Below are 26,109 nucleotides of genomic sequence, written 5' to 3'. Positions count from 1 at the left end.
CGTCGCGGAACACTGCGGATCATCGCGGATCATTCATTTTCCGTCACTTGCGAGCCTACGTGACCGCACTGACATCGACAGTGCCCGATCCCACGAGGTACGACGCGGCCGCGTCGTAGGGACCTACGACGCGGCCGCTCGGAGGATCGTCCCGGAGGGGACTCAGTGGGCGCCGGTGCCGGTCAGGGACCGGACCTCCAGCTCCGCGTACTTGCCGGCGTCGGGCTCCTCCTTGGACAGGACGGTGCCCAGGAAGCCCATGAGGAAGCCGAACGGGATGGAGATGATGCCCGGGTTCTTCAGCGGGAAGTAGGCGAAGTCGACGTCCGGGAACATCGCCTTCGGGTCGCCGGAGACCACCGGGGAGAACAGCACCAGGCCGGTGGCGACGATCAGACCGCCGTAGATCGACCACAGGGCGCCCTGGGTGGTGAACCGCTTCCAGAACAGGCTGTAGAGGATCGTCGGCAGGTTGGCGGACGCGGCGACCGCGAAGGCCAGCGCGACCAGGCCGGCCACGTTGAGGTCGCGGGCGAGGGCGCCCAGGCCGATGGAGACGATGCCGATGAAGACGGTCGCCCAGCGGGCCGCGCGGACCTCCTCCTTGCCGGACGCCTGGCCCTTGCGGATGACGTTGGCGTAGATGTCGTGCGCGAACGACGACGAGGAGGCGAGGGTCAGGCCCGCCACCACCGCGAGGATCGTCGCGAAGGCCACCGCGGAGATCGTGGCCAGCAGGATCGCGCCCCACGTCGAGTCGACGCCGCCGAGGTGCAGGGCGAGCAGGGGTGCGGCCGTGTTGCCGGACGGGTTGGAGGCGATGATCTCGTCCGGCTTGATGAGCGCGGCGGCGCCGAAGCCGAGGGCGATGGTCATCAGGTAGAAGCCGCCGATGATGCCGATGGCCCAGTTCACGGACTTCCGGGCGGCCTTGGCGTTGGGCACCGTGTAGAAGCGGATCAGGATGTGCGGCAGGCCGGCGGTGCCGAGGACCAGGGCGATGCCGAGGGAGATGAAGTCCAGCTTGGAGGTGCCGGTCGCGCCGTACTGGAGGCCGGGCTCCAGGAAGGCGGTGCCCTTGCCGCTGTTCTCGGCGGCCTTGCCGAGCAGGTCGGAGATGTTGAAGTCGAACTTCAGCAGCACCAGGAACGTGATCAGGATGGTGCCGCTGATCAGCAGCACCGCCTTGACCATCTGGACCCAGGTGGTGCCCTTCATGCCGCCGATGGAGACGTACACGATCATCAGGATGCCGACGAGGGCGACGATGCCGACCTTGCCCGCGTCGGAGGTGATGCCGAGCAGCAGCGAGACGAGGACGCCGGCGCCGGCCATCTGCGCGAGCAGGTAGAAGATCGACACGACGATCGTGGAGGTGCCGGCCGCGGTGCGGACCGGACGCTGGCGCATGCGGTACGCCAGGACGTCGCCCATGGTGTAGCGGCCGGAGTTCCTGAGCGGCTCGGCGACCAGCAACAGGGCGACGAGCCAGGCGACCAGGAAGCCGATGGAGTACAGGAAGCCGTCGTAGCCGAACAGGGCGATGGCGCCGGCGATGCCGAGGAAGGACGCGGCCGACATGTAGTCGCCGGAGACCGCGAGGCCGTTCTGGAAGGCGCTGAACTGGCGGCCGCCGGCGTAGAAGTCGGCGGCGTCCTTGGTCTGGCGGCCCGCCCAGACGGTGATGACGAGGGTCGCCACGACGAAGAGGGCGAACAGGGTGATGATCAGCGGCCGGTGCTCGCTGGCCTCGCCTGCGGCCAGGGTGATCGCGGGGCTCATGCGCCGCCCTCCATCCGGGACTTGATGGCCTCGGCCTTGGGGTCGAGCTTCGCGGCGGCGTGCCGCGAGTACCACCAGGCGATGAGGAACGTGGTGATGAACTGGGCGATTCCGAAGACGAAGGCGACGTTGATGTTGCCGAACAGCTTGGTGCCCATGAAGTCGCCCGCGAAGTTCGACAGCAGGACGTACAGCAGGTACCAGGCGATGAAGCCGACGGTCAGGGGGAAGGCGAAGTTGCGGTAGGAGCGGCGCAGTTCACCGAACTCCGCGCTCTGCTGCACCGCGGTGAACTCCTCGGTGCTGGGGAGTTTGTGTTGCTCTGTCGAGGGGGGCGGTGCGTCGGTAGCCACGGAGTCTCCTCGCGTTGCGGGCGCTGTTGCCACGGCGGACTGGGGCTGTTCGGGCGTGGGGGACGGGTTCGGTACGACGGACATGGACGGCTCTGTTCCTCGCGGTTCGTCAGGGGGCTCGATCGTCCTCGTGCTCCCTGCCCAAGGTCACGGAGGCACGCGAGGACCGGTTCAACGGGGTTTGCTTCTTCTTGAAGTCATCTCGGGAAGGTCATTGCTGGCCAGTGACTGGGAGAGATAACTTCGGGCCTGCACCACCCGTCATGTACCTGCCCGAGCACCACCTGTGTCTCGGGCGGTTTCGTTTCCGGATGATGTGGAGACCCCATGTCCCGTCTGCGTTCCAGACGTCGGCTCGCCCTTGCCGTACCTGTCGTGCTCTCACTGACCGCCTCGCTCGGCTTCCTGCCGGCGGCCGCGTCGGCCGCCCCCTACGCGGAGCCCACCGCGCAGACAGCGGACGCACCGAACCTGTCGTACGTCGTCAACACCAAGGTGGACCGTTACACGATCGCGTCGGTCAAGAAGGCGATCGCGGCGGCCGGGGGCACGGTCGTCATCACGTACGACAAGATCGGCGTGATCGTCGTCCACTCGGCCAACCCCGACTTCGGGCCCCAGATACGCAAGGTCCGTGGCGTGCAGTCGGCGGGCGCGACCCGTACCTCGGCGCTGACTCCGGCCGGCACCACGGACGAGGGCGCGGTGCAGCTGCTCACCAAGGAGCAGGCCGAGAAGGTCGAGAAGGCCTCGGCCGCCGACGCCGGGAGCGAGCCTCTCGAGGCCGACCAGTGGGACCTGCGGGCGATCGGCGCCGACAAGGCCGCGCAGATCAACCCGGGCAGCAAGAAGGTCACCGTCGCCGTCATCGACACCGGCGTCGACGACACCCACCCGGACATCGCCCCCAACTTCTCCAAGTCCCAGTCCGCCAACTGCGACGGCGGTGTCCCGGACACCTCCGAGGGCGCCTGGCGGCCGTACACCGCGGACGACTACCACGGCACCCACGTGGCCGGTGAGATCGCCGCCGCACGCAACGGCATCGGTGTCGCCGGTGTCGCGCCCGGTGTGAAGGTCGCGGCCATCAATGTGACCGACCCGAGCAACGGTCTCTTCTACCCGGAGAGCGTCGTCTGCGCGTTCGTCTTCGCGGCCGACCACGGCGTGGAGATCACGAACAACAGCTACTACGTTGATCCATGGCTGTACAACTGCCTTGACGACCCCGACCAGCGGGCCATTGTTGATTCGGTCAACCGGGCGTCCCTCTACGCTCAGCACAAGGGCACGCTCAACCTGGCGTCGGCGGGCAACTCCAACGACGACCTCGACTCCGACGCCCTTGTCGACGACTCCAGCCCCGACGACTCCACGCCGGTCACCCGCACCGTCGACCCGCACAAGTGCTTCGACGTGCCGACCATGCTGCCGGGTGTCGTCACGGTCAGCGCGACGGGCGTCAACAACCTCAAGTCGTACTACTCGTCGTACGGTTACGGCGTCGTCGACATCGCGGCGCCGGGCGGCGACCGGCTCTACCAGATCCCGGACACCCCGTCGAAGAACGGCCGCATCCTGTCGACGCTGCCGAACAACTCGTACGGCTTCCTCCAGGGCACCTCGATGGCGTCTCCGCACGCCGCGGGTGTCGCCGCGCTGCTGAAGTCGACGCATCCGTGGGCGAGCCCGGCGCAGCTCCAGGCGCTGCTGAAGGCGCAGGCGGACAACCCCGGTTGCCCGGCCTCCTACGACCAGGACGGCGACGGCACCCAGGACGCGACCTGTGTGGGCGGCAAGCGGGTCAACGGGTTCTACGGCTTCGGCATCGTGAACGCGCTGCGCGCGGTCAAGTAACCCGAACCGGGCGGCGCGGCCTCGACAGGCTGCGCCGCCCAGTACGTCCCGCACGGTCCGCCCGGACCACGAACCAACTGGGGAGGCCAGCAGACCGGCTGCGCCCACCTCCTGATCAGTGCACCGCGGCCGGAGCACCCCAGGTCAGGATCCGGCAATCAGTTTCTGCACCTCGGGCGGCAGTTCATTGTTCGAGTAGACGGCGGCGACGTCCTCGTACGTCCGCTCCTGGTACAGGGCCAGGATTTCGCCCTTGCCGAGGGTCCTGGCGATCGTCTTGCACCTCAACGAATCCGTGTACATGGTGAGGTTCTCGTGCCCCGCCCCGACATGACCGAGCCCGAAGACGTGTCCGGCCTCGTGCGTACCGACGGAGCGGACATCGAAGAACCGGTTCGCGCAACTGCTGGTCGGCTTGTTCGTGAAGTCCTTGTCATACGTGTTGAGCTCACCATGACTCGCCGGGACCGGCTCGTAGGCTGATCTCGGATTGATTGAATCAATACTGCATAGTGAAGTCGTGACTGACGTGGTGCGCGAGGGGGCGCTTCAGGCGCGGCTTCCCGTCCGGGAGTTGGCGCGGGCCTGCGTCGACGCGTGTGCGCGGGCCGCCGCCGAGCTGGGGGCGCGGCGGGCCGGGCTCGACGCGGTGCCGGATGTGCGGGTGGACGACAGGGCCGTCGCCACCGCGTTCACGAGTGAGCGGCATCTGTTGATCAATGGCCGGGCGCCGGTCAACTTCGCGCCCTTGTCGAGGTTCTGGCGGACCGCCGACGGGTGGGTGCGCACCCACGCCAACTACCCGCACCATCGCGAGCGGCTGCTCAGGGTGATGGGACCCGCCGACTCACTGGAGGCGGCGTTCGCCGAACGGTCCGCTCCGGAGGTCGAGGACGCCGTGTACTCGGCCGGCGGGCCCGCCGTCGCCCTGCGGACGCCCGAGGAGTGGGCGGCGCACGAGCAGGCCGTGGAGCTGGCGAAGCGGCCTCTTGTGGAACGGGAACGGCTCGACTCCGCCCCCGCGCGCGTGCTCGCGCCGATCGGCGGCACTCCCCTGCTGCCCGCCGCCGGACTGCGGGTGCTGGACCTGACCCGGGTCATCGCGGGACCGGTCGCCACGCGCACGCTCGCCCTGCTGGGCGCGGACGTGCTGCGGATCGATCCGCCCCGGATGCCCGAGCTCCCGGACCAGCACGCCGACACGGGCTTCGGGAAGAGGTCCGCGACGCTGGACCTGGCGGCCGACCGGGGCGCCTTCGAGGAGTTGCTGGCGCTGGCCGACGTGGTCGTCACCGGGTACCGGCCGGGTGCGCTGGACCGGTTCGGGCTGTCGGCGGAGGCGCTGGCCGAGCGGCGGCCGGGGATCGTCGTGGCGCAGTTGTCGGCGTGGGGCGCGTACGGGCCGTGGAGCGAGCGGCGGGGCTTCGACAGCCTGGTACAGGTGGCGACCGGGATCGCGGTGGTCGAGGGGTCGCCGGAGCGGCCCGGCGCGCTGCCTGCGCAGGCGCTCGACCACGGGACGGGGTATCTGCTGGCGGCGGAGGTGCTGCGGGCGGTGCGCGAGCAGTCATACGACGGCGGCAGCCGGTGCGTGCGGCTGGCGCTGGCCCGGACGGCGCAGTGGCTGATGGAAGGGGTCCCGGACGGGTCGGCCGGATGGGTCCGGGGGCTCGACGTGACCGGGACCGCCGGGCAGGAAGAGGCGGCCGGGCAGGGCGCTCAGGCCTCCTACGACGGCCCGGACGCCTGCCTCGCCGAGACCGACAGCGGCATCGGGCGGCTGCGGTACGCCCGGTCGCCGGTGTCCTTCGCCGGCGGGCCGGTCGACTGGGCGCGGCCGCCGGGGCCCTGGGGCGCCGATCCCGCGCGGTGGGCGTGAGCGGCGGTCGGCCGGAAAACGTACCTCTGGGCGGAATGGCGTAACGCCCGTTGTTTTTCTGGACTTGCCCTGTTCTGCGACGGCTGGTGAACATCTTGAGGTGACCTTGATAAGACCCAGCACCGGGGCGCCGGACGCCGGCGGACCGCTGCCGCGCCGGTCCGGCACCGCCCGTGCCGTCGCCGTCCTCGTCCTGGTGGCCCTCGGGGCCCTGATACCCCTGCTCGGTCCGTCCGCCGCGCTGCACGGCACCGGGGAGGCAGCGCCACCCGGTGACGGTGGCATCGCGCTGCTGCGGGCGGTGCTGTTCGCCGGGCTGTGCGTTCCGGTGGGCGAGCTGTTCGTGAAGCGGCTGGCCCGCGCGGTGCCCGACGCGCCGAAGGCCATGCCCCGCAGTTGGGCCGTGTACGCCGCGGGGGCCGGTTTCGTGGCCGCCCTGGGGCTGGCCTCGGTGGTGGCGACCGGGAACCTCGTGCCGCACAGCCTCGCCGAGATCGACGTGGGCGGCCTGTACGACTCCCGGGACGGCAAGCTCGCGCTCGTCGAGGTCAACGCGTTCCTCGTGGCAGGGCTGTGCGCCCGGTCGGCCCGCCCCGCCTCCCAGGTCTGGCCGCTGGCCGCGGTCGTGGTCGCGGAGGCGCTCCGGGCCCATCCACCGACCGAGCACGAGCCGCTGGTCGGGTCGGGGCTGACCCTCGTTCATCTGACCTGTGCGGCGCTGTGGGTGGGCGGACTGCTGTACGCGCTGCGGACGCTCCGGGGGTGGGGGGCGTCGGAGGCGGGCTCGGCCCTGCTGGGCCTCTACGCGCGCGTGGCCGCCGTCCTGCTGGCCGCGATCACGGCGACCGGGCTGTGGAGCACCCTGCGCCGGATGCCGCCGGAGACGGTCCTCGACCAGCTGACGTCGACCGCGTACGGGCGCGTGCTGCTCGCCAAGGTACTGCTGGTGGCCGCGGTCGCCGGGCTCGCCCTGTGGGCGCGGCTCCGGCTGCGCCGGGCGCCCGACCCGCTGACCGCCTGCTCCCCCGCGCGGGCGGAGGTCGCCCTGCTGGGCGCGGTGGTCGTGGTGTCGGGGCTGCTGACGGCGCTGCCGTTGCCGATCCGCTGGTGAGCCTGGTGAGTCTGGTGAGCCTCGGGTCCGCGCGACGGTCTTCAGGCCGCGCCTGAGCCTCAGCCGGTGACCAGGACCTTCAGCGCCGTACGCTCGTCCATCGCCTTGTAGCCGTCCGGGACGCCCTCCATGCCGACGGTCAGGTCGAAGACGGGCGACGGATCGATGCTGCCGTCCAGGATGTCGGGCAGCAGCTCCGGGATGTACGCGCGGACCGGGGCGACGCCGCCGCGCAGGGCGATGTTCCGGTCGAACATGACGCCGAGGTCGAGCCCGGTGCCGCTGCCGTGCGGGACGCCGACCCAGCCGACGGTGCCGCCGTCGCGGGCGATGCCGACCGCCGTGCGCATGGACTGCTCGGTGCCGACGGCCTCGACGACGGCGTGCGCGCCCTGGCCGCCGGTCAGTTCGCGGACGGCCTCGACCGCCGCGTCGCCGCGCTCGGCGACGACGTCGGTGGCGCCGAAGCGGCGGGCGATGTCGGTGCGGGCCTCGTGGCGGCCCAGCGCGATGATCCGCTCGGCGCCCAGCCGCTTGGCGGCGAGGACCGCGCACAGGCCGACGGCACCGTCACCCACGACGGCGACCGTGGCACCCGCGCGGGCGCCGGCGCCGAGGGCGGCGTGGTGGCCGGTGCCCAGGACGTCGGAGAGGGTCAGCAGGCCGGACAGCAGGTGGTCGTCGGAGGCCGCCTCCTTGGGCAGTTGCACGAGGGTGCCGTCGGCGAAGGGCACGCGCACGGCCTCGCCCTGGCCGCCGTCGTAGCCGACGGAGCCCCAGAAGCCGCCGTGCTCGCACGAGGTGTTCAGGCCCTCACGGCAGTAGTCGCAGACGCCGTCGGACCACATGAAGGGCGCGACGACCAGGTCTCCGCGCCGTACGGTGCCCACCTCGGAGCCCGTCTCCTCGACGATGCCGAGGAACTCGTGCCCGATGCGCTGCCCCGGCTGCCGGGCTGCCTGCCCGCGGTACGCCCACAGGTCGCTGCCGCAGATGCAGGCGCGCAGCACGCGCACCACGGCGTCGGTGGGCAGCTGCACGACCGGGTCGGGCACGTCCTCCACGCGCATGTCGAAGGGGGCGTGGATGGTGGTGGCGCGCATGGCGAGGGTCCTTCTCGTCTGGGGCGGTACGTGCGCTCAGGGGGTGGTCGAGCGCACTTCACCGTACGCCGCCCCGGGCAGCCGTCGCTCGCCGAGGGCGCCGGTGACCAGCAGGTACTGGGCGGCGACATAGGTGAGCATGATCCACAGGTCGGGGCGCGGCAGCTGGTCCCAGTCGGCGACACCGCTCGCGATGAGCGTGTCGGAGACGACGAAGAGCACACCGCCGATCCCGGCCACGCGGCCCATGCGGGCGGCGGCGAGGTACGCCATGGCGGTGAGCAGGACGCTGTAGCCGGCGACGGGGACGCGGAGGTCGGCGGGGAGGTCCGGCCAGAGGGACTGGATCGTGGTGGACAGCACGACGACGTAGATGACGGCGAGGAGGCCGCCCCGCGCGCGTACGGTCGCGATGTCCGTGCCGTACTTCTGGAACAGCACGATGTAGCAGACGTGTCCGGCGGCGAACGAGGCCATCCCCGCGAGGAAGGCCGGGTCGGCGTCGAAGAGGAGCAGGACGTCGCCACCCCAGCCGCAGAGCAGGGCGGCGGTCAGGAGGCGAGGGGCGCCCCTGGACGCCGCGTACGCGGCCAGCAGCGGCATCAGGAGCGGCTTGGCGACCATGTGCCCGATGTCCCACCCGGCGGCCAGCGAGGCGAGGTCCACGGCGGCGGCGAGGGCGAAGGCCCTGAGGAGGAGGCGTGTCACGCGGCGATGATCTCCTTGGCCGGCTCCGCAGCGGTAGCGGGTTTCCAACCCGGGCCCCGGAAGAGGACCCCCACGCGATCACGCCACCTTCGAGCGGCCTTGATGTCCTTGGCGATCGACATGTACTCGTGGGTGGCCACCTTGATCGGGTTGAACGTGTTGATGTTCTTGGTCAACCCGTAGACGGGCCGGTCGGTCTCGGCGATGAACGAGCCGAAGAGCCGGTCCCACACGATGAGGATGCCTCCGAAGTTGCGGTCCAGGTAGCCGCCCTGCGAGGCGTGGTGGACCCGGTGGTGGGAGGGCGTGTTGAGGATGAACTCGAACCAGCGGGGCATCTTGTCGATGCGCTCGGTGTGGATCCAGAACTGGTAGACGAGGTTCGCCGAGGAGCAGAACGCGAGGGCGGCCGGGTGCACACCGGCGGCGATGAGCGGCACGTAGAACGGCCAGACGGTCAGCGAGGTCCAGGGCTGCCGCAGCGCGGTGGTGAGGTTGAACTTCTCGCTGGAGTGGTGGACGACGTGGCAGGCCCACAGGATGCGGATGACGTGGTGGCCGCGGTGGGACCAGTAGTAGAAGAAGTCCTGCGCGAGCAGCATCAGCGGGACGGTCCACCACAGCACGGGGACGCGCAGGGGCGTGAGTTCGTAGACCGCGGTGTAGATCGCGACGATCGGGATCTTCCACAGGAAGTCGAAGACGAGGCTTCCCAGGCCCATGCCGACGCTGGTGGCGGCGTCCTTCGTCTCGTATCCGGCGGCATCCTCGTCGGGGTGGATGCGGACGCTGATCATCTCGACCACGGTGAGCAGCACGAAAGCGGGTATCGACCACAGCACGACATCGGGCAGGTTCGGCATGCTCGCACCGTAGAACCGCTGGTGGGCCGCGACTAGACGTTGTTACTCACAAGTATTACCGGCGGTACGCGCTTACTTGTTGGTGATCTCCGCCAAAGTCTGCACGCGCGGTTTCAGACTCCGGCCGCCCCCAGCAGTGCCCCCGCGGCGTAGGTGACGCCCATGGCCAGCGCGCCGCCCGCCACGTTCCGCAGCATCGCCCTGCCCGGGTCGGCCGCCCCGAGGCGGGCGCTGCTCCAGCCGGTGAGGACGAGGGCGGCGAGGACGGAGACCACGGTGACCGCGAGGCGCCAGCCGGCCGGGGGCAGGACCATCGCCAGGAGCGGGAGCAGGGCGCCCGCCGTGAACGCCAGGAAGCTCGCCCAGGCGGCATGCCAGGGGTTGGTCAGCTGGTCGGGGTCGATGCCCAGCTCCACGCGCGCGTGGGCGCGCAGGGCGTCCCGCGCGGTGAGCTGCTCGGCGGCCTCGCGGGCCACCTCCCGGGACAGCCCCCGTTCCTCCAGCAGCCCGGTGAGCTCCTCCAGCTCGGCCTCCGGCTGCTCACGCAGCTCCCGCTTCTCCAGCGCCAGGGCCGCCTTCTCCGAGTCGCGCTGGGTGGAGACGGAGACGTACTCGCCGGCCGCCATGGACATCGACCCGGCGAGCAGTCCGGCCAGGCCCGCCGTCAGCAGGGCGGAGCGGTCGTCGGTGGCGCCGGCCACGCCGACGACGAGGCCCGCGGTGGACACGATGCCGTCGTTGGCGCCGAGGACGGCGGCCCGCAGCCAGTTCAGCCGCTCGCCGAGCGCACCGCCGTGGGTCTCGTCATGCGTGGGTTCTGTCACAGACGCGAGGATGGCACCGCAGGTGTCACCACACCCGTACCGACGCCCCCTTCGCGAACACCGGGCTCGTCGCGTCCTTCGGCGGTTCCTCCAGCGGCTCCGCGATCTCCTCGACCGTCGGCCCCGCCTTCGCCGCGATCGGGTCGAGGAGGTCGAGGTCGAAGCCGTACACGCGCGCGGCGTTGCCGCCGACCATCGCCGCGACCTCGTCGCGGGGCACGCGCGCGTAGGCGTGGCGCAGGCCTTCGCGCGTGTACGGGTAGGTGCCCTCGTCGTGCGGGTAGTCGCTGCCCCACATGATCTTGTCGACGCCGATCCGGTCCCGCAGCGGCACCTCGTGCGGGCGCATGAAGCTGGCGCCGACGAAGCAGTTGTCGCGCCAGACCTGTGAGGGCGCGTCGCCCATGCGGGCGGCCAGTCCGGCGCCGAACTTGGACTCCGCGGTGGAGGCCTTCGTCGCCGCCGCGACCAGGCGTCCGTGGTAGTAGTCCAGCATGTCCAGCACGCCCGGGATCCAGCCCGAACCCTGTTCGGTGAGGACCAGTTTCAGGCCCGGGTGACGGCGGAAGGCGCCGCCGAAGACGAGGTGCCACAGCGCCCGGTGCGAGAACCAGGTCGTCTCGACCATGAAGACCGCGCGGGCGGCCGGTTCGTCGCCGAGCGGCGGGGACGCCGAGCCGGCGTGGTGGTTGACGGGGACGCCGAGCTCCGCGCAGACCGCCCAGAGCGGGTCGTACACCGAGGAGTACAGCTCGGGCAGACCCGAGCCGGGCGGGGTGCCGGGGAGCAGGACACCGCCCTTGAGGCCCGCTCCGGCGGCCCACCGGACCTCTTTGACGGCTTCCTCGACGTCGTTGAGGAGGATCTGGAAGACGCCCGCGCGGCGGCCGGGCGCGGCGGCGCAGAAGTCCGCGAGCCAGCGGTTGTGGGCGCGCAGACCGGCCCAGCGGCGCTCGAAGTCCTCCGCGGTGGGTGCGGGCGCCATGAGCGAACCCGACGGGAAGAACGGTGGGACCGTGTTCGGGAACACCACCTCGGCGACGATCCCGTCCGCCTCCAGCTCCGCGAGCCGCCGCTCGGAGTTCCAGTTCCTGTCGGCGGTGTCGGCGAGCAGGTCCTCGTACGGGTTGACGTACGTCGCCGCCCACGCGTCGAACTCGTCGTGGTACCGCTTCTCCAGGTAGGGCCGGTAGTCGAGGAGGTCGGCGCCCGCGTGGCAGTCGGCCGAGATCACCGTGTAGCGGTCGGTCATGAGGTGGCCCCCAGCACGGGGAAGTCGTGGTCGGTCAGCCAGTGCCGGCCCACCTCGCGCGAGCGCGCCCAGGACGCCTCCACGGCCGTCTGGTCGGCGCTCTGGCCGAGGTCGGCGGGGGTGGGGCCGATGCGGCGGGCGAGCGGGGTCAGTTTCTCGACGTCGAAGCCGAAGGCGTCGGCAGCGGCGAGGCCCAGCATGCGGCGGGTCTCCGCGACCGGGATGTCGTGGAAGGTGCGCTTCAGCCACGCGCGCGTGTCGGGCCAGGTGCCTTCGGGATGCGGGAAGTCACTGCCCCAGAGGATGTTGTCGACACCGATCTCGTAGCGCTGGGCGAGTTCGCGGCGCTTGGTGTTGGTGGCGCAGACGAAGACCTGCCGGTCGAGGTACTCGTGCGGCGGGCGCTTCAGCTCCTGGAACGGGGAGAGCTTCTTGCCGCCGTGCGCGCCCAGGTAGAGGCGGTCCATGAACCACAGCAGGTTCGGCAGCCACCAGCAGCCGGACTCCGCCACACCGAACCTGAGCCCGGGGTGGCGTTCGAAGACGCCGGACCAGAGCAGGAACCACAGCGGCCGGGCGGGCCACCAGGTCACCTCGCTGACGTAGATGCCGAGATGGTCGCCGTACTCGTGGCGCGGGGCCGCTCCCGAGTGGGTGAGGACCGGCATCGAGCACTCGGCGGCGGCCGCCCACACCGGGTCGTAACGGCGGTCGTGGTAGGGCTCCTTGTCGACCCACATGGACGGGATCATCAGGGCGCCGAGGCCGGACTCCTTGGCGCGGTACACCTCGGCGACGACCCTCTCGGCCGGGGCCGTGACCGGCAGCAGGGCGACCCCGCAGTGCCGTTCGGGGTGCTCGGACACGAAGTCGGCCAGCCAGCGGTTGTGCGCCTGGGCGCCGGCCATGCCCAGCTCCGGGTCCTGGTCGCCGGAGAGGCCGAGCCCCACCCCGAAGGGCGCCGCCGTCTGGCTGTCGACCGCGTCGGCGTCCGGGAAGACGACCTCGGCGGCCACCCCGTCGCCGTCCAGCTCCTTGAGCCGCTGCGCGGTGTCCCAACCTCCGCGCAGGCCTTCCTCGTTGTCCTGGAACCACTTGGCCGCGAAGGCCTCGTTGCGGATGCCGAGCCGGGTCATCTCCGCACGGCGCCGCTCGCGCCCGGCGAGGAAGTCGTCGAAGTCCCGGTGGAACCGGGCGTCCAGATAGGGCCGGTACTCCTCGGTGGGCAGCCCGGCGTGGCAGTCGGAGGAGATGATCAGATAGGGCTCCTGGTCGGTCACGTCGACCCCCTCAGTCGAGAATGAAGTTCTCCAGGTACGCCGGGTTCGCGCGGTCCAGCATCGACTGGGCACGCGCGCGTATCTGCGCGTCGCTGTGCTCGCTCGGCGGCAGCATCCAGAAGCGGTCCGCGCGGATGCCGTCGACGACGGTCTCGGCGACCTCCTCGACGGGTGTGAAGCGCACTTCCCGGCCCGCCTCCCTCATCGCGGCCTCCCATTGGTCGAGGCTGCGGTACGGCGTCCTGCGGGGCCGCTCCTTGGCGTACCGCTCGGGGCGGTTGCGGTGCGACTCCCACAGGCCGGTGCGGAGCATGTGCGGTCCCGGGAACAGGACCGAGGCGCCCACGCGCGCGTGCTCGGCCTTCAGATGGGCGTACAGGGACTCGGTCATCGTCACCACGGCCGCCTTGGTGACGGCGTAGACGGAGGCGGTGGGGAGCGGGGCGATGCCGCCGTCACCGGAGGACGTATTGACCACATGACCGGGTTGACCCGACTTGATCATGTGGGGGACGAATGCCTGGACACCATGGAAGACGCCCCACACATTGACGGAGAACGCCCACTTCCAGTCGTTCGGTTCGTGCTCCCACATCCGGCCTTCGGCACCCGAGCCGACCCCGGCGTTGTTGCACAGCACATGGACGGCGCCGTACGTCTCGTAGGCGAAGTCCGCCAGTTCCAGCACCTGTTCGCGCTCGCCGACGTCGACCACGCGCGCGTGCACGTCGGCCCCGTCCGCGCGGAGCGCCGCGACGGCCGCGTCCAGCGCCGGTCGCTCGACGTCGGCGAGAACGACCTTCAGCCCCTCGGCGGCGAACCGGCGGGCCATGGCGAGACCGACACCGCTCGCGGCACCGGTGACGACGGCGACCTGACCGGGCAGGAGGTCCATCAGGCGCTCCCCTCCGGAGGACCGTCCAGCACCTGCGCCGGATCGTCGTAGCGCTGATGGACGTACGGCAGCAGCGCCCGCGCATCCACCCGTTCGACGACCTTGCCGCGCTGGTCGCTGGTCTTCTCGCCGATGGTGATCTCCACCAGCCGGCGCACCGGCAGGTCGGCCACCGGGTCGTACATCGACTCGCGCAGGACCACGTCGCCGGTGATCCGCTCCAGGCGGCGCACCTTCTCGTTGCGCAGGCAGTGCACGAGGACGGGATCGCCGTCGAAGCCCGAACCGTCCACCGCGGGAAGGAACTTGAAGTAGAAGTCCGTCTTCTGGGCGGGCTCCGGCAGCGGCAGCGCACCGGCGACCGCGCCGCACACCTCCACGAAGGCGATGCCGTGCCGGGCGAGGAAGGCGCGGACGACCAGGCCCTCGCGCTCCACGACGACCTCGCCGAGCTTCTTGGGCTCGCCGAACACCTCACGGCCGCCGATCAGGGCCCGCTCGTGGGTCATCGGCATGACCAGGGGGTACCAGCCGTCGACTCCGTCATGGGCGGCCGCGACCGCGAACGAGCCCGCGCCGAGCGGGTATCCGGGCAGGTCGACCTTGCTGATGTTGACCCGGGCCAGCGGCCTGCCCGTGGGCTTCAGGGGCGGCGGCAGGACCGCCGCGACCGCGTCCGGGTCGGTCTCCCAGACGGCCACCACCCCGGTGGACCAGATGTCCGGGAGCCTCGCGCCCGCGGTGCGCGCGGCCGCGATCTCCGCCTCGGTCCGCGCGCCGTACCGTACGCGTGCCATGCCGTACCGCCCTTCTTCTGATGGGCCGTCACCTGTAACACAGTTACAGCAGACCCCCTGCGGGGTAAATACGCGTGCACGACCGGGACTTGGGGGCAGCATGGCGAGAGCGTCGCTCACCAGGGACGACGTCCTGGACACGGCCGCGAACCTGGTGAAGCAGCACGGCCCCGAGGCGCTGACCATGCGCAAGCTCGCCGCCGAACTGGGCACCGCCGTCACCTCGATCTACTGGCACGTCGGCAACCGCGAGTCCCTGCTGGACGCCCTCGTACGGCGGACCGTGGCCGAGCTCGGTGAGATCAGGCCCGCCGGGCGCACCCCGGCCGAGCGGGTCGTGTCCGTGGCCCGCATCCTGCGCCGGCGGCTGCGCGAGCATCCGCACCTCGTCGCGATGGTCCACGAACGCGGCCTGACCGAGCGGATGTTCCTGCCCGCGCAGCAGGCGCTGGTGCGCGAGGTGCACGCGGCCGGGCTGCGGGGTGCCCGCGCGGCGGAGGCGGTGCGGGCCGTGCAGTTCCAGGTCGTGGGCTTCGTCCTCGTAGAACGCAATCGTGAACGGGCGCCCGCACAGCAGCCCGCGGAGGACCCGTACGACGACCCCGCGCTCGCCCGCGCCTTCGCCCGTCCCGTCGACGAGGAACGGCTGTTCGTGACGTCCGTACGGGCTCTCGCGCGGTCGCTGCTCGACAGCGGGCGAGCCACTCGAGAACGAGGAGAAGCCGCTCGGAAATAATTCGGTGGCGCCCGCCGGGACCGTCCTCCTACAGTCGTGCTCGCGGGGACGGCTCCGCCGCGTGCTTCCTTCTCTCTTTCCTATGACAACGACAGCGCGCCCACTCTCCGTCCCCGCCTCTGAGACTTCTCTCCACCTTCCCCCAGGGGGCTTCCGCTTGTCCGTACTGTCGTCCGTGCTGCTCCGCCGCCTCCGTACCGTCTACGTCGACCAGGCCGGGCCGCGTCCGGGCGACCCGTCGACGGCACCAGGGCTCGTCGCGCTCGAAGCCGAGCTGCTGGACCGGGGATTCGCACCGACGGCGGAGCTGCACGCGGCGCTCGCCTGGCTGGGGCCCGCCGGGCTCGCGGACGCGGGCAAGCAGCTCGTCCGGCACATCGACGCCGAACTGGGCGCGGACCGCACCCACATGCCGATGTTCCGCAGCTTCCCGGCCTCGGTGCCCGACGACACCTTCCAGCTGTTCGTCGACCGCGTCTTCACGCTGCTGCTGCAGTGGCCGAAGCAGCCGTGCGTACTGTGCGGCACGGTCGGCAGCGTGCACCCCGTGTCCCCGTGCGCGCATCTGGTGTGCCGGGAGTGCTGGGACGGCGCGGACTACGCGGGCTGCCCGATCTGCCACCGCCGGATCGACCGCGACGACCCCTTCCTGAAGCCCGCGGCACCGCGTCACGCGCGTGAAGTCGGCGTCGGCCCGCTGAAGTTGCTCGCGCTCGGCAAGGACTCCCGGGCGGACGCGGTGCGGGCGCTGCTGCGGCTGCTGGCCCGGCGGACCCCGCTGCCGCCGCAGGACCGCGACGACGTGAAGATCCTGCTGGCGCACGCACCGGCCGACCTGGGCTGGTTCCCCGAGGACGTCCCGGTGCGGCAGACCAAGGCGCTGGCCCTCGGCATGCTCCTGCTCGACCGGCACACGCGCGTGGGGGCCACCGAGCTGCTCGACACGCAGCTCACGACCGCGACGGACGTGCTGCGGCTGCTGTGCGTGTGGTCCGGCGGCGACGGTGACCTCCTGGAGCCGCCGCGCATGCGCTCGCTCCCGCGCCCGCTGCGGCGCCGGCTGCTCGGCGTCCTCGACGGACTGGCGATGCCGTCGCTGGTCGAGGACGTGCTGAGGCACCCGGGCGCCTGGAAGCGCGCCGCCGAGATCCTGCACCCGTACGAGCAGCACGCGCGCCACCCGAAGGCCGCGCTCGCCTTCGCGGTCCTGCGCGCCACGGACGTCTCCGAGGGCGCCCTCGGGGAGGCCCTGCTGCGGACGGCCGCGCAGCATCCCGACGCGGTGCGGGTGACCCACCGGGACGCGGTACGGACGACCGCGGAACAGCCCACCGAGACGCGGACGACCGCAGAACAACCCGCGACGCGGACGATCGCCGAGCAGCCCACCGCGACGCCGACGACCGCGGAACAGCCCGCGACGCGGACGATCGCCGAGCAGCCCACCGCGACGCCGACCACCGCGGAACAGCCCGCGACGCGGACGATCGCAGGACAGCCCACCGCGACGCCGACGGCCGGAACCCGCATCAGACCGGCAACCTGGACGGCACGCGTCGAACAGGCGCTGCAGGAAGCCGACTTCGAGGGCGCCCTCGATCTGCTCGCCCAGCGCCCCGGCGAGCTGCTGCGCCGCCTCGACCACCTGCTGCGGCTGCGCGAACTCGACGTACTGCCCGAGGAATGCCGTGACGTGCTGCGCCGGGTACTGCCCAAGGCCGGCCCCGGGCCGCTGCTCGCCGTGCTCGGGCGGATGCGCATCCGCCATCTCCCGGGCGGGCGGCGGGTGTTCTTCCCGCGCGGCCAGGTGACGCACTCGTTCACGATCGACGACACGCGCGTGCCGCTGTCGCCGAAGGTGACGGAGGCGGTCTGCGACCTGCTGGAGGCGGAGGCGCTGCGCCGCCTCGGCCGGCACGACGAGCCCCGTCTCGACCTGTCCGTGCTCGACTCGGCGCTCACCGGGCTCGCGGTACCCGCCGCCGAGACCGCCGCCAGCAAGGCCCTCGTCACCGTCCCGCGCGGCAGCACGCAACCCCTGCCCGAGGGCGAGGTGCTGCGGCTCTTCCTGCACTGGACGGAGCCCGCCAAGCAGCGCGTGGACCTCGACCTGTCGGTGGCCTTCTACGACGCCGAGTGGAACTTCGCGGGCCTGTGCGACTACACGAGCCTCGTCCACGACGGCCGTTCGGCCGTCCACTCCGGCGACCTGGTGTCGGCGCCCGCGCCGGACGGAGCGACCGAGTACGTGGACCTGGACCTGGCGGCACTCGCGGAGCGCGGTGTGCGCTACGCCCTGCCGGTCGTCTTCAGCTTCAACGACATCGCGTTCGACGACCTCCTGGACGCCTTCGCCGGCTTCATGGCGCTGCCGTCCGCGGCCGAGGAGGACCGGAACGCGTCGTACGACCCGCGTACGGTCCGTCAGCGCTACGACCTGGTGGGCGACTCGCGCATCCACGTCCCGATGCTGGTCGACCTCGACCGCCGTACGTTCCTGTGGACCGACCTCCACCTCCCGGCCGACGAAGGCTTCCACAGCCTCTACCGGCACGGCGCCGACCTCGGCCGGGTCGCCCAGGACCTGCACCAGTACTTCGCGTCGGGCCGTACGACCCTGTGGGACCTGGCGGTGTGGCGGGCGGCCGCGCGCGGCGACGAGGTCGCGGTGATACGGCGCGCACCGCATCCGCGCGCCCTGGACGAACTGTGGCGCTACCGGCGGCAGGAAGGGGAGCCGGACACCGCGTTCGCCGCGCGCGTGCGCGACCTCGAAGCGCCCGAGGCGCGGCAACCCTCCGAGACGGCCGACGCCCTCGCGGGTGAAGCCGCGTCACACCGGCACGTGTTCCTGGCGCTCGTGCACGGGGGCGTGGCACCGGCCGGCGCGACCGGGTCGGCGTACCGGCTGCTGCCGGGGCCGGTCGACGGCTGCGGGCTCGAAGCGCTGGCGGCGGGGGATCTGGTGGCGGCGCTGGGCTGAGGATTCGAGCCCGCTGGAAGAGCAGTGAAGTGCCGGGCACCGGAGCAGGGTTGCGGGACGGGTGGGCGCGGGACTGTCAGTGGGGGCCCGTATCCTCAGGGACCATGCTCGAAGACCGTACCGCCGAGGCGTCCACCCCCACCCAGTGGCCGGCCGCGTATCCGAAGGGATACGCGGTCGTTGACGTGGAGACCACCGGACTGGCCCGCGACGACCGGATAATCTCCGCGGCCGTCTACCGGCTGGACGCGCGCGGCGAGGTCGAGGACCACTGGTACACGCTGGTCAACCCGGAGCGCGACCCGGGCCCGGTGTGGATCCACGGTCTGACGAGCGACGTGCTGGAGGGCGCGCCTCTGTTCCAGGACATCGCCGAGGAGTTCTCGGCGCGGCTCGAGGGCCGGGTGCTCGTCGCGCACAACGCGGTCTTCGACTGGCAGATGATCGCCCGGGAGTACGCGCGCGCGGAGCGCGAGGCGCCGGTGCGGCAGCGGCTGTGCACCATCGCGCTGTCCAAGGAGCTCGCGCTGCCGCTGCCCAACCACAAGCTGGAGTCGCTGGCCGCCCACTTCGGCGTCGTCCAGCAGCGCGCGCACCACGCGCTCGACGACGCGCGCGTGCTGGCGGAGGCGTTCCGGCCGAGCCTCAGGGCGGCGGCCTCGCGGAGCATCCGGCTGCCGCTGCACGAGTGCCGGCCGCTGACGGAGTGGACGGACCGGGCGGTGCCCCGGCAGCAGAGCAGCGGCGGTGGCGGCGGGTACGGCGGCTACAGCAGCTATCGGCCGACCAGTTGGCGCCCGGCACGCAAAAGGCCTGCATGCCCTTATCCCAACCCGGGGCGTTACGAAGAGGGCAAACCGCTCAAGCAGGGCATGCGGGTCGCGTTCTCCGGAGACACCTCGACCGAGCGCGACCTGCTGGAGGACCGCGCGATCGAGGCCGGGCTGCATGTCGCCACGAGCATCTCCCGACTGACCAGCCTCCTCGTCACCAACGACCCCGACTCGGGCACGTCGAAGGTCGTCAAGGCCCGGCAGTACGGCACGCCGGTCGTCGACGAGGCGGCGTTCGGCCAGCTCCTGGGCAACGTGGCACCGGCGTCTGAAGACTGACCGCACGGACGGGCGGCGGTCAGCGTCGGATGACGGACCCACGAACAGGAGGCATCCCCGCCGGATGACGGACCCACGAACAGGAGGCATCCCCGCCGGATGACGGACCGCACGGACGGGCGGCACCCGCGCCGGATGGCGGACCGCCCGCGCGCGTGGCGCCGGCGCCGGCGTCGGAGGCGGGACCGTACGGACGGGTGATTGCGTCGCGACTCGCCCCGCCGCCGCTCGCCCGCGCCCGGCCGACGGCTCACCCTGTGGCGCATGGCGACTTGCGAAGTTTGCGGCAACAACTACGGCATGACCTTCGAGGTGCACGCCCAGGGCGCGGTCCACGTCTTCGACTGCTTCTCCTGCGCGATCCACCGCATGGCCCCGATCTGCGAGCACTGCCGGGTCCAGATCATCGGCCAGGGCGTCGAGGTCGAGGGCCACTGGTTCTGCGGTGCGCACTGCGCCCGCGCGGAGGGGAAGGTGGGCATCGTCGACCGGGTCTGACCACCGGTCCGGCCGGATCCGGCACACCCCTGTGCGAACACCCCACGGCCCGAGTTGTACCGTCGTGGGGTGTACCGCTTCCTGTTGTCCCGGCAGTGGGTGATCCTCACGCTGGTCGCCCTCCTTCTCATCCCCACGATGATCAGGCTGGGCATCTGGCAGATGCACCGCTACGACGAGCGCACCGCCCGCAACCAGCTGGTCTCCGACGCGCTGGACGCGAAGCCGGTGCCCGTGGAGACGCTGACGTCCCCGGGGCACACCGTGACCAGCAAGGAGCGGTACCACTCGGTGACCGCGAAGGGGCGGTTCGACACCGATCACGAGGTCGTCGTCCGCCGCCGCACCAACTCCGACGACGAGGTCGGCTACCACGTGCTGACCCCGTTCGTCCTGAACGACGGCAAGGTGCTGCTGGTCAACCGGGGCTGGATCGCCGCGGACGGCCCCAGCCAGACCGCGTTCCCGAAGATCCCCGCTCCCCCGCGCGGCGAGATCACCGTCACCGGGCGCCTGATGCCCGACGAGACGACCGAGGCGAGCGGCATCAAGGACCTCAAGGGCCTGCCCGACCGCCAGATCATGCTGATCAACAGCGCGCAGGAGGCGAGGCGGCTCGGCGCCGACGTCCTCGGCGGCTACATCGCCCAGACCGCGCCCGAGCCCAAGGGCGACACCCCGGAGCTGCTGGGCAGCAAGCCCGGCATGGAGAACGCCGCGCTGAACTACGCGTACGCCTACCAGTGGTGGCTGTTCGCCGCGGCCGTGCCGATCGGCTGGGTCGTGCTGGTGCGACGCGAGACGCGGGACCGCCGGGAGAAGGCGGAGAAGGAGTCGGGCGCGGAGCCGGAGACGGAACCGACCGCCGTCTGAGGCCCGCCGTCCGGAATCACTGACGGCCCGCCGTCCGACATCCCCCGGCGGCCCGCCGACTGAGGCCTGCCGCCCGACATCCCCCGACTGCCTGCCGACCGACATCCCTCGGCGGCCCGCCGTCCGAGCCTGCTGGCCGACATCCCTCCAGGACCCGCCGTCCGAGCCCGCCAGCGACTTCACTCGGGCGGCTCCACCCCGGATTGCCCCGGCACCCCTCCGGGAACCCGCATCCCGTGCACCCCCGTATCGAGGACTACGCCGTCATCGGCGACGAACAGACCGCTGCCCTGGTCGGCAAGGACGGCAGCGTCGACTGGCTCTGCCTGCCCCGCTTCGACTCGGCCGCCTGCTTCGCCCGGCTGCTCGGTGACGAGAACAACGGCCACTGGCGCATCGCGCCCCGCGACGGCCCGGACCGGTGCGCCCGCCGCGCCTACCGCCCCGGCACCCTCGTCCTGGACACCGAGTGGGAGACCGACACCGGCTCGGTGCGGGTCACCGACCTGATGCCCCAGCGCGACCGTGCCCCCGACCTCGTACGCGTCGTCGAGGGCCTCAGCGGCGAGGTCACCGTCCGCAGCACGCTCCGGCTGCGTTTCGACTACGGCTCGATCATGCCGTGGATGCGCAGGACCGACGGGCACCGGGTCGCCGTCGCCGGACCGGACTCTGCGTGGCTGCGCAGCGAACCCGAGGTGCACACCTGGGGCGAGGACTTCGGCACGCACTCGGAGTTCACCGTCAAGAAGGGCGAGAAGGTGTCGTTCGTCCTCACCTGGCATCCCTCGCACGAGCCGCGCCCGCCGGAGACCGACCCGCTCGACGCCCTGCGCACCAGCGTCGAGGACTGGCAGGCGTGGTCGGCCCGCTGCCGCTACGACGGCCCCTACAAGGACGTCGTCCTGCGTTCCCTGATCACGCTCAAGGCCCTCACCTACGCCCCGACCGGCGGCATCGTCGCCGCGGCCACCACCTCACTGCCGGAGGAACTGGGCGGCGTACGCAACTGGGACTACCGGTACTGCTGGCTGCGCGACTCCACGCTCACCCTCGGCGCACTGCTGTCGGCGGGCTACCAGGAGGAGGCCGAGGCCTGGCGCAACTGGCTGCTGCGGGCGGTCGCGGGCGATCCGGCGGACCTGCAGATCATGTACGGCCTCGCGGGCGAGCGGCGGCTGCCCGAGTTCGAGCTGCCCTGGCTCTCCGGCTTCCGCGGCTCGGCACCGGTGCGGATCGGCAACGAGGCCGTGAAGCAGCTCCAGCTGGACGTGTACGGCGAGGTCATGGACTCCCTCTCGCTGGCCCGGAGTTCGGGATTGTCCACCAAGCCGCACATGTGGTCCCTCCAGTGCGCCCTGATGGACTTCCTGCGTGGGGCGTGGCGGCAGCCCGACGAGGGGCTGTGGGAGGTGCGCGGCGGGCGCCGGCAGTTCGTCCACTCCAAGGTGATGGTGTGGGTGGCCGCCGACCGGGCCGTGCGCGCCGCGGAGGAGCACCCCGAGTTGCAGGGCGACATCGACGGCTGGCGGAAGATGCGCGACGAGGTGCACCGCGAGGTGTGCGAGAAGGGCTTCGACGCCGAGCGCAACACCTTCACCCAGTCCTACGGTTCGAGCGAGCTCGACGCCTCCCTGCTCCTCATCCCCCGCGTCGGCTTCCTGCCGCCCGACGATCCGCGCGTGATCGGCACCGTCGACGCGATCCGCGAGGAGCTGGACCACGGTGGTTTCCTGCGCCGCTACAGCACCGACGGCACGACGGTCGACGGGCTGCCGGGCGACGAGGGCACGTTCCTGGTGTGCTCGTTCTGGCTCGCGGACGCCCTGCACATGACGGGCCGCACGAAGGAGGCCCGCGAGCTGTTCGAGCGGCTGGTGGGGCTGGCCAACGACGTGGGGCTGCTGTCCGAGGAGTACGACCCGGCGCACGAGTGCCAGCTCGGCAACTTCCCGCAGGCGTTCAGCCACATCGGGCTGGTGAACACCGCCCTCGCCCTGTTCGGGGACGAGGAGGCAGGATAGGGGCCATGGATCTTGGACTGAAGGACCGGGTGTACGTCGTCACCGGGGCCACCCGCGGTCTCGGGAACGCGTCCGCGCGCGAGCTGGTCGCCGACGGGGCGAAGGTGGTACTGACCGGGCGCGACGAGAAGCGGGTCGCCGACGCGGCGGCCGAGCTGGGGCCGAACGCCATCGGGGTGGCCGTCGACAACGCCGACCCGGAGGCGCCGGCCCGGTTGATCGCGGCCGCGCGGGAGAGCTTCGGCGGCTTCGACGGCATCCTGATCAGCGTGGGCGGCCCGGCGCCGGGGTTCGTCGCGGACAACACGGACGAGCACTGGACCAGCGCGTTCGAGTCGGTGTTCCTGGGCGCGGTACGGCTCGCTCGCGCGGCGGCGGAGGAACTGGAGGCGGGAGGTGTCATCGGGTTCGTGCTGTCGGGCTCGGTGCACGAGCCGATTCCGGGGCTGACGATCTCCAACGGGCTGCGGCCGGGGCTCGCCGGCTTCGCGAAGTCGATCGCGGACGAGCTGGGGCCGCGCGGGATTCGCGTCGTAGGCCTGCTGCCGTCGCGGATCGACACGGATCGCGTGCGCGAGCTGGACGGGTTGTCCGCGGATCCGGAGGCCACCCGGGCCGCCAATGAGGCGCGGATTCCGTTGCGGCGGTACGGGACGCCGGAGGAGTTCGGGCGTACGGCGGCGTTCTTGCTCTCCCCTGCGGCTTCCTATTTGACCGGGATCATGCTGCCCGTTGATGGGGGCATGCGGCACGGTTTTTGAGCTGCGGGCCGGTGGGGGTTGAGCGCGCAGTTCCCCGCGCCCCTCAAGAGCCTCAGCTGACCCTTTCAGCACGATGCTTGACGGCCTTCATGCGGACCTCTGTCGGCAGAGACTCCAGGGCCGCCGAATTGCGAGCGTGTGTCAGGGCCTCAGCCGTTACGTGGGTCAGTGCCGTCCCGGGGTCCACGTGCGGTTCCAGCTGGAGCCGTACGCGGGTCTCCGGGGCGTCGCGCCGGCCCGTCAGCTGCACATGGGCGTGGGCGACGCCATCCAACCGCGTGGCCTCGTCGGCCAGTACACCCTCCAGCGCCCGGCCGCGCAGCAGCGCGCCCTCGCCGTCGCCGGTGTCCACCAGGACCTCGGTGAGGCGGTGCCGGCGCAGGTTCGCGACCAGCCACCACAGGGCGAGCAGGACGAGGACCGCGAGCACGCCGAGGACCGTCGGCCACCACCAGCCGGCGTCCCGCCAGCGGGTGCGTTCGGCGGTGTCGAGGAGTACGTCGTGACGACTGTCGTGGATCCACCAGGAGGGCGGGTTCGCGCCCAGCCCCACGGCCAGCACCGCGCCGCCCACGACGACCAGCAAGAGCCCGGTCAGGCCCAGCAGCACCCGGTTGACACCCCTGAGCACGGCCCTCACCCCTTCTTCCCGGGCCGCCGCACATGCAGCGACAGCGACGGCGGCCGGGCCAGGCCCAGTCCCTGGATCGCATCGCCCAGCACGGCGTCCAGGTCTGCGCGTACGTCGTCCAGTTCACGGAAGTGCGAGACCGCGCTGACGTCGGCCTTGGCGCGGGACAGCCGGACCCGCACCGACTGCACGCCGGCGACCTCGACGGCCCGGTCACGCAGGACCAGGGCGGCGGCCTCGCGGTAGAGGCCGGCCCGTACGTCGGCGTGGGTGCGCCGCATGGGCAGGATGCGGCGCAGTCCGGGGGTGGCGGCGAGGACGATCAGCCAGAGGCCGAGGGCGGCGGCGACGCCGGCACCGACGAGGACCCAGGTGTCGTCCAGGGGCCGCTCGGCGAGCTGGGTCGCCAGTTCGCGGCGCCAGCGCATGGCCGGCTGTTCGGCGCGGACGGCCGTGATGTCGTAGAGGAAGAGCCCGGCGACGGCGAGGAGCAGCACCGCGACGACGGCCGCGGGGACGCGCCGGGGCGACCAGAAACGGCCGCTGTGGCCGCTGCCGACGTCGCTTTCGAGGGCCGGTGGTGGTGCGGGGTCCGGTTCGGTCAGTTTCTCCAGAACCGGCAGTCGTTGCGTCGTGCCCTCGGAGCCCTGGGGCTCGCTCATCGCGTCCTCCCCTGTGCCGCGCCGTGCGCCGGGGTCAGATGCAGCCGTTCGACCTGGACCGCGACCTCCGACACCTCCATTCCCACCAACGCGCGTACCCGCTCCACGACATGTCGACGCACGCGGGCGCAACGGGCGCCGATGTCGGTGGGGTAGCCGAGTTCGAGGTGGACGTGGACGCGCGCCGTGTCGTGGTGGACCACCACGGTGGCGTGCGCGGGCGCGGCCTCGTCGGGGACCTCGCCGATCACCTCGCGCGCCGCCTGCGAGGCGATCTTCGCCACGACCCGGTCGGCGATCCGCGTCGCGCCGCGTTCGCCGGGCGGTACGACAGGCAGGGGTCTGCGGAGCTCACCGGCCTCTGCGGTCATCTGGGTCCCTGCCGGTCGCGGCGGTCGTCACGGGTGCGGAAGAAGTCACCGATCTCCAGGTCTCCCTCCATGAAGCGGCCGACGACGAACCCGATCGCGCCCAGGGCCGCCACCAGCAGGAAGGCCCCGAACCCGCCGAAGTACCCGGCGAAGCCCAGCGCCATACCGGCGATCATGCCGACCACGGCCATGCTCATGCCGCACTCCCCTCAGCCGCCCGGAGACCCTTCACTGGATCCGGGGCTCCGGCTCGTCGTCCTCTTCCTCGGGCAGTTTCACGTCGCTGACCGCGATGTTGACCTCGACGACCTCCAGGCCGGTCATCCGCTCCACGGCCGCGATGACGTTCTCCCGGACGGCCCGGGCCACGTCGGCGATCGACACGCCGTAGTCGACGACGATCTCCAGGTCGAGTGCGGTCTGCACCTCGCCGACCTCGGCCTTCACGCCCCGTGTCACGGATTTCGAGCCGCCGGGCACCCGGTCGCGGACGGCCCCGAAGGTGCGGGAGAGCCCGCTGCCCATGGCGTGCACGCCGAGGACGTCCCGGGCGGCCAGCCCGGCGATCTTCTCCACGACCCCGTCGGCGATGGTGGTCCGTCCCCGGGTCGCCGGGTCGCCGCCGCCGCGCTTGACGGCCTTGCGGGGCTGCGTGGCGGGTTCCATGTCGGGAGTCTGCGTCTGCTCTGTCATCGCCGTACATCCCTTTCGATCGTCGTCCTTGAACCACCGTAAGTGGGGTTGCGCCCGCGCG

26 protein-coding genes are annotated in these 26,109 nt (G+C 71.6%); 10 read left to right on the top strand and 16 right to left on the bottom strand.

Translation table 11 applies throughout. The features are described from left to right. Positions 1-162: 162 nt before the first annotated feature. The gene (locus tag ACFUO4_RS18195) at positions 163-1,782 is read right to left on the bottom strand and encodes a cation acetate symporter (RefSeq protein ID WP_079308198.1); all 1,620 of its coding nucleotides are present in this window, start codon (positions 1,780-1,782) and stop codon (positions 163-165) included. Next, positions 1,779-2,135 (bottom strand): DUF485 domain-containing protein, encoded by a 357-nt coding sequence (locus ACFUO4_RS18190; RefSeq protein ID WP_079308200.1) that lies wholly within the window; start codon positions 2,133-2,135, stop codon positions 1,779-1,781. The genes ACFUO4_RS18195 and ACFUO4_RS18190 overlap by 4 nt, the downstream gene beginning before the upstream one ends. A gap of 327 nt (positions 2,136-2,462) precedes the next feature. On the opposite strand from ACFUO4_RS18190, the gene ACFUO4_RS18185 reads away from it, so the two are divergent. Beyond that, complete coding sequence (locus tag ACFUO4_RS18185; protein ID WP_079308202.1) at positions 2,463-3,992, top strand: S8 family serine peptidase; 1,530 nt, start codon at positions 2,463-2,465, stop codon at positions 3,990-3,992. A gap of 144 nt (positions 3,993-4,136) precedes the next feature. Here ACFUO4_RS18185 and ACFUO4_RS18180 read toward each other — a convergent pair whose 3' ends face one another. Beyond that, positions 4,137-4,295: a hypothetical protein gene (locus tag ACFUO4_RS18180; RefSeq protein ID WP_383485553.1), complete on the bottom strand. Its 159-nt coding sequence runs from the start codon at positions 4,293-4,295 to the stop codon at positions 4,137-4,139. A gap of 217 nt (positions 4,296-4,512) precedes the next feature. On the opposite strand from ACFUO4_RS18180, the gene ACFUO4_RS18175 reads away from it, so the two are divergent. Then, a complete protein-coding gene (locus tag ACFUO4_RS18175; RefSeq protein ID WP_383485550.1) occupies positions 4,513-5,871 on the top strand; it encodes a CoA transferase in 1,359 nt (452 codons plus the stop codon). A 100-nt stretch (positions 5,872-5,971) separates the two neighbouring features. Continuing rightward, positions 5,972-6,982 (top strand): CopD family protein, encoded by a 1,011-nt coding sequence (locus ACFUO4_RS18170; RefSeq protein ID WP_383485548.1) that lies wholly within the window; start codon positions 5,972-5,974, stop codon positions 6,980-6,982. Between the two features lie 59 nt (positions 6,983-7,041). Here the strand turns inward: ACFUO4_RS18170 and ACFUO4_RS18165 are convergent, their stop codons facing one another. The 8 genes from ACFUO4_RS18165 to ACFUO4_RS18130 form a co-directional block, all read right to left on the bottom strand. Further along, positions 7,042-8,085 (bottom strand): zinc-dependent alcohol dehydrogenase family protein, encoded by a 1,044-nt coding sequence (locus ACFUO4_RS18165; RefSeq protein WP_383485545.1) that lies wholly within the window; start codon positions 8,083-8,085, stop codon positions 7,042-7,044. Positions 8,086-8,121: 36 nt separating this feature from the next. Further along, entirely contained in the window at positions 8,122-8,793 is a 672-nt protein-coding gene (locus tag ACFUO4_RS18160) for a lysoplasmalogenase (protein WP_383485542.1), read from the bottom strand. Continuing rightward, positions 8,790-9,656, bottom strand: a complete 867-nt coding sequence (locus ACFUO4_RS18155) for a sterol desaturase family protein (protein ID WP_383485539.1) — start codon at positions 9,654-9,656, stop codon at positions 8,790-8,792. Before ACFUO4_RS18155 ends, ACFUO4_RS18160 begins: the two co-directional genes overlap by 4 nt. A 113-nt stretch (positions 9,657-9,769) precedes the next feature. Next, positions 9,770-10,480, bottom strand: coding sequence for a VIT family protein (locus ACFUO4_RS18150; protein WP_079308208.1), 711 nt, complete (start codon positions 10,478-10,480; stop codon positions 9,770-9,772). 25 nt (positions 10,481-10,505) lie between these two features. After that, a complete protein-coding gene (locus tag ACFUO4_RS18145) occupies positions 10,506-11,732 on the bottom strand; it encodes an amidohydrolase family protein (RefSeq protein ID WP_383485534.1) in 1,227 nt (408 codons plus the stop codon). Beyond that, complete coding sequence (locus ACFUO4_RS18140; RefSeq protein ID WP_079308210.1) at positions 11,729-13,012, bottom strand: amidohydrolase family protein; 1,284 nt, start codon at positions 13,010-13,012, stop codon at positions 11,729-11,731. The genes ACFUO4_RS18145 and ACFUO4_RS18140 overlap by 4 nt, the downstream gene beginning before the upstream one ends. A gap of 10 nt (positions 13,013-13,022) precedes the next feature. Continuing rightward, the gene (locus ACFUO4_RS18135; protein WP_383485531.1) at positions 13,023-13,907 is read right to left on the bottom strand and encodes an SDR family NAD(P)-dependent oxidoreductase; all 885 of its coding nucleotides are present in this window, start codon (positions 13,905-13,907) and stop codon (positions 13,023-13,025) included. Next, positions 13,907-14,704, bottom strand: a complete 798-nt coding sequence (locus ACFUO4_RS18130) for an acetoacetate decarboxylase family protein (RefSeq protein WP_383485528.1) — start codon at positions 14,702-14,704, stop codon at positions 13,907-13,909. The genes ACFUO4_RS18135 and ACFUO4_RS18130 overlap by 1 nt, the downstream gene beginning before the upstream one ends. 100 nt (positions 14,705-14,804) lie before the next feature. On the opposite strand from ACFUO4_RS18130, the gene ACFUO4_RS18125 reads away from it, so the two are divergent. The 7 genes from ACFUO4_RS18125 (at position 14,805) to ACFUO4_RS18095 (ending at position 23,691) form a co-directional block, all read left to right on the top strand. Beyond that, the gene (locus ACFUO4_RS18125; RefSeq protein ID WP_079308212.1) at positions 14,805-15,440 is read left to right on the top strand and encodes a TetR/AcrR family transcriptional regulator; all 636 of its coding nucleotides are present in this window, start codon (positions 14,805-14,807) and stop codon (positions 15,438-15,440) included. A 157-nt stretch (positions 15,441-15,597) separates the two neighbouring features. Continuing rightward, a complete protein-coding gene (locus ACFUO4_RS18120) occupies positions 15,598-18,423 on the top strand; it encodes an MXAN_6230/SCO0854 family RING domain-containing protein (RefSeq protein ID WP_383485524.1) in 2,826 nt (941 codons plus the stop codon). 104 nt (positions 18,424-18,527) lie between these two features. Then, entirely contained in the window at positions 18,528-19,535 is a 1,008-nt protein-coding gene (locus ACFUO4_RS18115; RefSeq protein ID WP_383485521.1) for a DEDDh family exonuclease, read from the top strand. A 264-nt stretch (positions 19,536-19,799) separates the two neighbouring features. Continuing rightward, positions 19,800-20,033, top strand: coding sequence for a hypothetical protein (locus tag ACFUO4_RS18110; RefSeq protein ID WP_079083468.1), 234 nt, complete (start codon positions 19,800-19,802; stop codon positions 20,031-20,033). A 69-nt stretch (positions 20,034-20,102) separates the two neighbouring features. Next, positions 20,103-20,906 carry an SURF1 family protein gene (locus ACFUO4_RS18105; protein ID WP_383485517.1) on the top strand — a complete coding sequence of 268 codons (804 nt, stop codon included), beginning with the start codon at positions 20,103-20,105 and terminating at the stop codon, positions 20,904-20,906. Between the two features lie 236 nt (positions 20,907-21,142). Beyond that, entirely contained in the window at positions 21,143-22,930 is a 1,788-nt protein-coding gene (locus tag ACFUO4_RS18100; protein ID WP_383485514.1) for a glycoside hydrolase family 15 protein, read from the top strand. Between the two features lie 5 nt (positions 22,931-22,935). Continuing rightward, positions 22,936-23,691 carry an SDR family oxidoreductase gene (locus tag ACFUO4_RS18095; RefSeq protein WP_079308214.1) on the top strand — a complete coding sequence of 252 codons (756 nt, stop codon included), beginning with the start codon at positions 22,936-22,938 and terminating at the stop codon, positions 23,689-23,691. Positions 23,692-23,743: 52 nt separating this feature from the next. Here ACFUO4_RS18095 and amaP read toward each other — a convergent pair whose 3' ends face one another. The 5 genes from amaP to ACFUO4_RS18070 are packed head-to-tail and all read right to left on the bottom strand — an operon-like array spanning position 23,744 to position 26,048. Further along, a complete protein-coding gene (amaP, locus tag ACFUO4_RS18090) occupies positions 23,744-24,331 on the bottom strand; it encodes an alkaline shock response membrane anchor protein AmaP (protein WP_383485510.1) in 588 nt (195 codons plus the stop codon). Further along, positions 24,328-24,984 (bottom strand): DUF6286 domain-containing protein, encoded by a 657-nt coding sequence (locus tag ACFUO4_RS18085; protein ID WP_383485507.1) that lies wholly within the window; start codon positions 24,982-24,984, stop codon positions 24,328-24,330. The genes amaP and ACFUO4_RS18085 overlap by 4 nt, the downstream gene beginning before the upstream one ends. Beyond that, a complete protein-coding gene (locus ACFUO4_RS18080; RefSeq protein ID WP_383485504.1) occupies positions 24,981-25,355 on the bottom strand; it encodes an Asp23/Gls24 family envelope stress response protein in 375 nt (124 codons plus the stop codon). Before ACFUO4_RS18080 ends, ACFUO4_RS18085 begins: the two co-directional genes overlap by 4 nt. Then, positions 25,352-25,552, bottom strand: a complete 201-nt coding sequence (locus tag ACFUO4_RS18075; RefSeq protein ID WP_059197240.1) for a hypothetical protein — start codon at positions 25,550-25,552, stop codon at positions 25,352-25,354. The genes ACFUO4_RS18080 and ACFUO4_RS18075 overlap by 4 nt, the downstream gene beginning before the upstream one ends. A gap of 31 nt (positions 25,553-25,583) precedes the next feature. Continuing rightward, positions 25,584-26,048 carry an Asp23/Gls24 family envelope stress response protein gene (locus ACFUO4_RS18070; RefSeq protein WP_383485500.1) on the bottom strand — a complete coding sequence of 155 codons (465 nt, stop codon included), beginning with the start codon at positions 26,046-26,048 and terminating at the stop codon, positions 25,584-25,586. Positions 26,049-26,109 lie beyond the last annotated feature (61 nt).

Source organism: Streptomyces sp. NPDC057280 (assembly GCF_042668605.1).
Classification (GTDB): domain Bacteria; phylum Actinomycetota; class Actinomycetes; order Streptomycetales; family Streptomycetaceae; genus Streptomyces.
This window is presented reverse-complemented; position numbering and strand designations above follow the sequence as displayed.